Raw genomic sequence first — 6,390 nt, forward strand, 5'->3', positions numbered from 1 at the left:
CCGGCGTCTTCGACGAGCAGCCGATGCCCGACATCTTGGCGACGCGATGGGGCGCGATGGCAAGTTCGAAGCACGCCTGCACGATGGCTGCGCTGATCGAATCGTGGCCGCAGCCGGCGCACAGCGTCGAAATCCGCCCTTCGTAATCGCGCCGCGTAAAGCCGAGCGCATTTGGTTTCAGCGAAGGATGATGCAGCTTGGGCTTGGCGATATAGGTCATTCCGCCGCCTCCTGGGCTTCGGTCTCGGCCAGGCCGGCGATGGCCGCGATTTGCCGGATGATGAAGCGGGCAGTGATCGGCGTGCCGTCGAAATGCAGCACGGGCAGGAACTTCGCCGGATCGATGGCGCATTCGCCGACGATCAGCTTCATCAATTGGGCGTCGCGATTCTGCTCGACCACGAACACCTGGTCATGCGCCGCGATGAAGGCATCCACTTCGTCGTTGAAGGGGAAGGCGCGCACCCGCATCAGGTCGAGCGGCAGGCCTTTGCTCTCCAGCACCGCCACCGCTTCATCCATCGCCACCGCGGTGGAACCGTAATAGATCACGCCATAGCGGGCTTTTTCCTTGGCTTCGCGCAGCACCGGTTTGGGCACCAGCGACTTGGCGGTTTCGAATTTGCGCAGCAACCGCTTCATGCCCTCGACATAGACGCCGCCGTCTTCGGAATAGCGCGCATAGGCGTCGTGGCTGGAACCGCGGGTGAAATAGGCGCCTTTGGAGGGATGGGCGCCGGGAATGGTGCGATAGGGCACCGCGTCGCCGTCGGCGTCGAAATAGCGCCCGAACGATTTTCCCGCTTCCAATTCCGCCGCCGTCAGCACCTTGCCGCGGTCGTAGCGTCGCGCATCATCCCAGGCGAGGGGTGCGACCAGCCAGTCGTTCATGCCGATGTCGAGGTCCATCATCACGAACACCGGCGTCTGCAGCCGTTCGGCAACATCGAACGCCGCCGCGGCAAAGTCGAAGCACTCGTGCGGGTCGGCGGGGAACAACAGCACATGCTTGGTGTCGCCATGGCTGGCATAGGCGGCCAGCAGCACATCCGATTGCTGGGTTCGGGTCGGCATGCCGGTGGAGGGGCCGCCGCGCTGCACATCGAACACCACCGCCGGCACTTCGGCGAAATAGGCGAAACCGAAAATCTCGCTCATCAATGAGATGCCGGGACCCGATGTCGCGGTGAAGGCGCGGGCACCGTTCCAGCTCGCCCCCACCACCATGCCGATGGCGGCGATCTCGTCTTCGGCCTGCAGAAACGCGAAGTTCTTTTTCTTCGTCACCGGATCGATGCGGAACCGCGCCGCGTGACGGTTGAAATTCTCCGCCAGCGAGGTCGAGGGCGTGATCGGATACCAGGCGCACACCGTCGCCCCTGCCCAGATGCAACCGAGCGCGGCGGCGTTGTTGCCCTGGATGAAAATGCGCTCGCCGACCTTGTCCTGGCGCTTCAGCTTCAGTTTGCAACGGCCCTTGAGCTTGTCGCGGGCGTATTCGAACCCGAAGCCGAGCGCCTGGATGTTGGGCGCGAGCAGCTTCTTCTTGGTTTCGAACTGTTCGGCGATCAGCCATTTGACCGCTTCCAAATCCATGCCGAGAAGGTTGGTCAGGGCGCCGACATAAACGATGTTCTTGAACAATTGGCGCTGGCGCGGATCGGCATAGGCCTTGTTGCAGATGTCGGTCAGCGGGATCGGCAGCAGCGTGATATCTTGGCGGAACTTGTCCGGCGGGATCGGCTTGGTCGAATCGTAGACGAGATAGCCGCCCGGCTCGATCGACGCCATGTCCTTGTCGAAGGTCTGCGGATTGAGCGCCACCATCAGATCGACGCCGCCGCGCCGCCCGAGCCAGCCCTCGCCCGAAACGCGCACTTCGTACCAGGTTGGCAGGCCCTGGATGTTGGAGGGGAAAATATTGCGCGAGGCGACCGGCACGCCCATGCGTAGGATCGAGCGCGCGAACAGCTCGTTGGCGCTGGCCGAGCCCGAGCCGTTGACGTTGGCGAACTTGACGACGAAGTCGTTCGTGGCGGTCAACGGCTGCATGAGTTGGCCTTGGCGATGTCGATCGTGAATTTCTTCATGTCCCAGGCCCCGGTCGGACAGCGTTCGGCGCACAGCCCGCAATGCAGGCAGACATCCTCGTCCTTGACCATGATGGCGCCCGACTTGAGTTCGGTCGAGACGTAGAGGTCCTGACTGGCATTTTCCGCCGGCGCCTTGGTTTTCAGCCGCAGCTCGGCCTCCGGTGCATTGCCGGTGAAGGTGATGCAGTCAGTCGGGCAGATGTCGACGCAGGCATCGCATTCGATGCACAGGCTGTCGGAAAACACCGTCTGGATGTCGCAATTGAGGCAGCGTTGCGCTTCCAGCAGCGCCAGTTCCTTGGTGTAGCCGAGTTCGACTTCCATGTTGACGTTGCGCAGGGTCTCGGCCTTGGGCGCGTGCGGAACCTTGTAGCGCAGGTCGAGCGAAACGTCGTTGTCATACGACCATTCGTGAATGCCCATCTTCTGGCTCGACAGCGTGGTGCGCTGGCGCGGGCGCACCGTCACATCCTGGCCGCGGCACATCAGGTCGATGGAAATCGCCGCCTCGTGGCCGTGCGCCACCGCGGTGATGATGTTCTTGGGCCCGAACGCCGCGTCGCCGCCGAAGAAAATTTTCGGATGCGAGGATTGCAGCGTCGCGTTTTCGAGCACCGGCATGCCCCATTCGTCGAATGTGACGAGCTCGCGCTCGATCCACGGGAACGCATTCTCCTGGCCGACCGCGACCAGCACGTCGTCACAGGCGAAATGCACCGGCGCTTCGCCCGCGGGAACCAGCTTGCGTTTGCCGCCGACGTATTCGGCGCGAACCTTTTCAAACGTCACGCCGGTCAGGGTGCCGCCGTCATGGGTGAATGTGAGCGGCACCAGGAAATTGTGGATCGGGATGTCCTCGCCCTGGGCATCGTCTTTTTCCCACGGGCTTGCCTTCATCTCGGCGAAGCCGGAGCGTACCACCACCTGCACATCCTCACCGCCGAGGCGTCGCGCGGTGCGGCAACAGTCCATCGCGGTGTTGCCGCCGCCAAGCACCACCACGCGCTTGCCGATCGCACTGGTGTGGCCGAACGAAACCGAGGCCAGCCAGTCGATGCCGATATGGATGTGCGCGGCCGCGTCCTGCCGTCCGGGAATGTCGAGATCGCGCCCGCGCGGCGCGCCTGAGCCGACGAACACCGCGTCGAAGCCCTGCGCCAGCACCGCGGTCAGCGAGTCGATGCGAGTGCCGTAGCGCATCTCGGCGCCGAGGCCGATGACATAGCCGCATTCCTCGTCGAGCACCGCCTCGGGCAAACGAAAGCGCGGGATCTGGGTGCGCATCATGCCGCCGGGCTTTTGGTCGGCTTCGAAAATCGTCACCGCGTAGCCGAGCGGCAACAGATCGCGCGCGACGGTCAAGGAGGCGGGCCCGGCGCCGATCAAAGCGATGCGCTTGCCGTTCTTCTGGGGCGCTGGTTTGGGCAGGCGAGCGGTGATGTCGTCCTTGGCGTCGGCGGCGATGCGCTTCAACCGGCAGATGGCGACCGGCTCTTTTTCGACGCGGCCCCTGCGGCAGGCGGGCTCGCATGGGCGATCGCAGGTGCGCCCCAGGATGCCGGGGAAAACATTGGAGTGCCAGTTGACCATGTAGGCATCGGAGTAGCGGCCCATCGCGATCAGGCGAATGTATTCCGGCACCGGCGTATGGGCAGGGCACGCCCATTGGCAGTCGACCACCTTGTGGAAGGTGTTTGGGTTGGCAATATCGGTCGGCGTCATGCTTTGCGCGCGTTTGCTGAACGCATTGGAGTTTCCGTGTCCCCAGCAACGCCTTTATAGTCCGATATGGCTTGGGTTTCGCCCCATTTCTCAGAGCTTTTTGCAGCGGAACGGGACATCGCAAGAGCGTTCCGCGGTTGCGTTGAGGAACGTACGAAAGTTGCCGAAATCAAACCCATGGTGAATGTATGGACATCGCCCTGAACGAAGACCAGCGCGCCATACAGGACGGCGTTGCAAAAGTCGCGAGTCGCTTCGGCGACGACTATTGGACCGAATGCGATTCGGCGCCGCGCTTCCCCCATGAATTCCATCAGGCGATGGCCGCGGCCGGCTGGCTCGGCATTACGATGCCGGAGGAACTGGGCGGTGCCGGGCTGGGCGTGACCGAGGCGGCGCTGATGATGCACGCGGTGACCCAGAGCGGCGGCGGCATGGCGGCAGCCTCGGCACTGCACGTCAACCTGTTCGGGCCGCATGCCGTGGTCGTGCATGGCACACCCGCGCAGAAAGAACGCTGGCTGAAGCCGCTGATCGCCGGCGCCGAGAAGGTCGCCTTCGGCATCACCGAGCCCAATGCCGGCCTCGACACCACGTCGATCGAAACCGTCGCGGCGAAGACGGCGGGCGGCTATCGCGTCAGCGGGCGCAAGATGTGGACCACCACCGCGCAAGTGGCCGACCGCCTCCTCCTGCTCGCCCGCACCACGCCCAAAGCCGATTGCGCCCGCAAGGCCGACGGCATGACCTTGTTCTACACCGCGCTCGACCGCGACAAGATCGAAGTCCGCCGCATCGAGAAAATGGGCCGCGCCGCGGTGGATTCGAATGCGCTGTTCATCGACGATCTGTTCGTGCCCGAAGAGGACCGCATCGGCGAAGAGGGCAAGGGCTTTCGCTATCTCTTCGACAGTCTCAATCCCGAGCGCATCCTGTTCGGCATGGAAGCGGTGGGGCTGGGCCGTGATGCCTTGCGCCGGGCCTGCGCTTACGCCAAAGAGCGCGTCGTGTTCGGCCGCCCGATCGGGCAGAACCAGGGCATCCAGCATCCGCTGGCGGAAAAATGGTCCTATCTCGAAAGCGCCTACTGGATGTGCCTCAGGGCCGCCTGGCTCTACGATCACCAACAGCCGTGCGGCGCCGAAGCCAACGCCGCCAAGCTGATCGCAGCCCGCGCCGGCTATGAGGCCGCCCTCCAAGCCGTGATGACGCTCGGCGGCATGGGCTATGCCAAGGAATACCAGGTGGAGCGGTTGTTCCGCGAATCCGTCCTGCCCCGCATCATTCCGGTGACCGAACAGCTGATCCTCAGCTACATCGGCGAGAACGTGCTCGATCTGCCGAAATCGTATTGAGCGTCACGCCGCCTTCTTGTGCGTCAGTGCGAAGATCATGACGCCGAGATAGCCGAGCGTCGGCACCAGCATGGCGTATTGGATCGAGGTGACGGTCCACACCAGATGCATCGCCGCAACGCCGATCGCGCTGCCGGCGCCGCCCATGTAGATCAGCGCCGTGCCCGCTTCGGTGCGGGCGCCGAGGCCGGAGATGGCGGTGCCGAGGATGGTTGCAAACATGATCGAAACCGAGAAGCTCGATGCCACCATGGCGTAGACGCCGAGCGTGCCGCCATGTACCGTGGCGATGATGCCGAGCACCAGTCCGCTGGCGGCGAACAGGCCGAGCAGCTTCACCGGCGAGACCCACAGCATCAGGACCGCGCCAACAGCCCGGCCGATCGCGAACACCACCAGCGTTGCCAGCAGGAAATCGGCGGCGACCGGTGAGGGGGCGCCCGGCATGGCGTCCTTGATGTACCAGGCGCTGAGCGTCCAGGTGCCTGCCATGGCGGCGACGTTGCAGACTTGTGCCCCCATCGCGGCGAGGAAGCGCGGCTGCGCCAGCAGGATTTGGAAATCGGCCATAACCGCAGTCCCGCGCTCGGTGGCAAGGCGCGGGAAGGCGAGCTTGTCGACCACAAAGGCGAGCGCCAGCACGAACAGGCCGAGCGCCATGTAGGGCCGCACCACCGCGCTGGCGAGTTCTTCCAGCGGCAGGGCATCGTTCGACAGGATCAGCCAGCGTCCGACATAGACCGCGACCAGCACGCCGACCGGATAAAGTGCGTGGGCGAAATTGAGCCTGAGGGTTGCGGTCTCGGGCGGCCCCATGCGGGCGATCAGCGGATTGGCACCGATCTCGAGGAAGAGATAGCCGCAGCTCATCACCACGGCGGCGAACAGGAAGAAGCCAAACGCGTTCTGCAGCGCCGCGGGATAGAACAGGAAGGCGCCGACGCACCAGGCGCCGAGGCCGAACACGATGGTCGCCTTGGAGCCGAAGGCGCGGGCATAAATGGCGGCGGGAATGGCGATCAGGAAATAGGTGAGGCTGTAGGCGCTCTGGGTCAGCACCAGTTCGCGGGCATCGAGCGCGAACGCCTGGGCGAATTCCGGAACCAGCGTGTCATAAAGCCGGTGCCCGACGCCCCACAAGGCGAAGAGAAAGAAGGTGAGGATCAGTGCCGGTCGGTGTTCGCGAGCCACGGAAAATGCCTCAAATGCGGGAATAGAAT

The 6,390-nt window shown here is 64.0% G+C and carries 4 protein-coding genes and 1 pseudogene; 1 reads left to right on the top strand and 4 read right to left on the bottom strand.

What is annotated here, in order from left to right:
• The 3 genes and pseudogenes from AC1P6P_RS00955 to AC1P6P_RS00965 form a co-directional block, all read right to left on the bottom strand.
• Nucleotides 1-220: pseudogene (locus AC1P6P_RS00955) on the bottom strand (2-oxoacid:ferredoxin oxidoreductase subunit beta); the annotation flags it as partial.
• The gene (locus AC1P6P_RS00960; RefSeq protein WP_481400560.1) at nucleotides 217-2,052 is read right to left on the bottom strand and encodes a 2-oxoacid:acceptor oxidoreductase subunit alpha; all 1,836 of its coding nucleotides are present in this window, start codon (nucleotides 2,050-2,052) and stop codon (nucleotides 217-219) included. The pseudogene AC1P6P_RS00955 and the gene AC1P6P_RS00960, both read right to left, overlap by 4 nt.
• Nucleotides 2,040-3,815 carry an FAD-dependent oxidoreductase gene (locus AC1P6P_RS00965; RefSeq protein WP_481400561.1) on the bottom strand — a complete coding sequence of 592 codons (1,776 nt, stop codon included), beginning with the start codon at nucleotides 3,813-3,815 and terminating at the stop codon, nucleotides 2,040-2,042. Before AC1P6P_RS00965 ends, AC1P6P_RS00960 begins: the two co-directional genes overlap by 13 nt.
• 188 nt (nucleotides 3,816-4,003) lie before the next feature.
• Here AC1P6P_RS00965 and AC1P6P_RS00970 point away from each other — a divergent pair, with 188 nt between their 5' ends.
• Nucleotides 4,004-5,170, top strand: coding sequence for an acyl-CoA dehydrogenase family protein (locus tag AC1P6P_RS00970; protein WP_481400562.1), 1,167 nt, complete (start codon nucleotides 4,004-4,006; stop codon nucleotides 5,168-5,170).
• Between the two features lie 3 nt (nucleotides 5,171-5,173).
• Here AC1P6P_RS00970 and AC1P6P_RS00975 read toward each other — a convergent pair.
• Nucleotides 5,174-6,390, bottom strand: a 1,217-nt coding sequence (locus AC1P6P_RS00975; RefSeq protein WP_481400563.1) for an MFS transporter, incomplete at its 5' end; no start/stop codon positions are given.

Source organism: Rhizomicrobium sp., assembly GCF_056722145.1.

Excerpts from the sequence above, each read along its gene's own strand:
- AC1P6P_RS00960 (WP_481400560.1), bottom strand. The coding sequence starts at position 2,052 with ATGCAGCCGTTGACCGCCACGAACGACTTCGTCGTCAAGTTCGCCAAC.
- AC1P6P_RS00965 (WP_481400561.1), bottom strand. The coding sequence starts at position 3,815 with ATGACGCCGACCGATATTGCCAACCCAAACACCTTCCACAAGGTGGTC.
- AC1P6P_RS00970 (WP_481400562.1), top strand. The coding sequence starts at position 4,004 with ATGGACATCGCCCTGAACGAAGACCAGCGCGCCATACAGGACGGCGTT.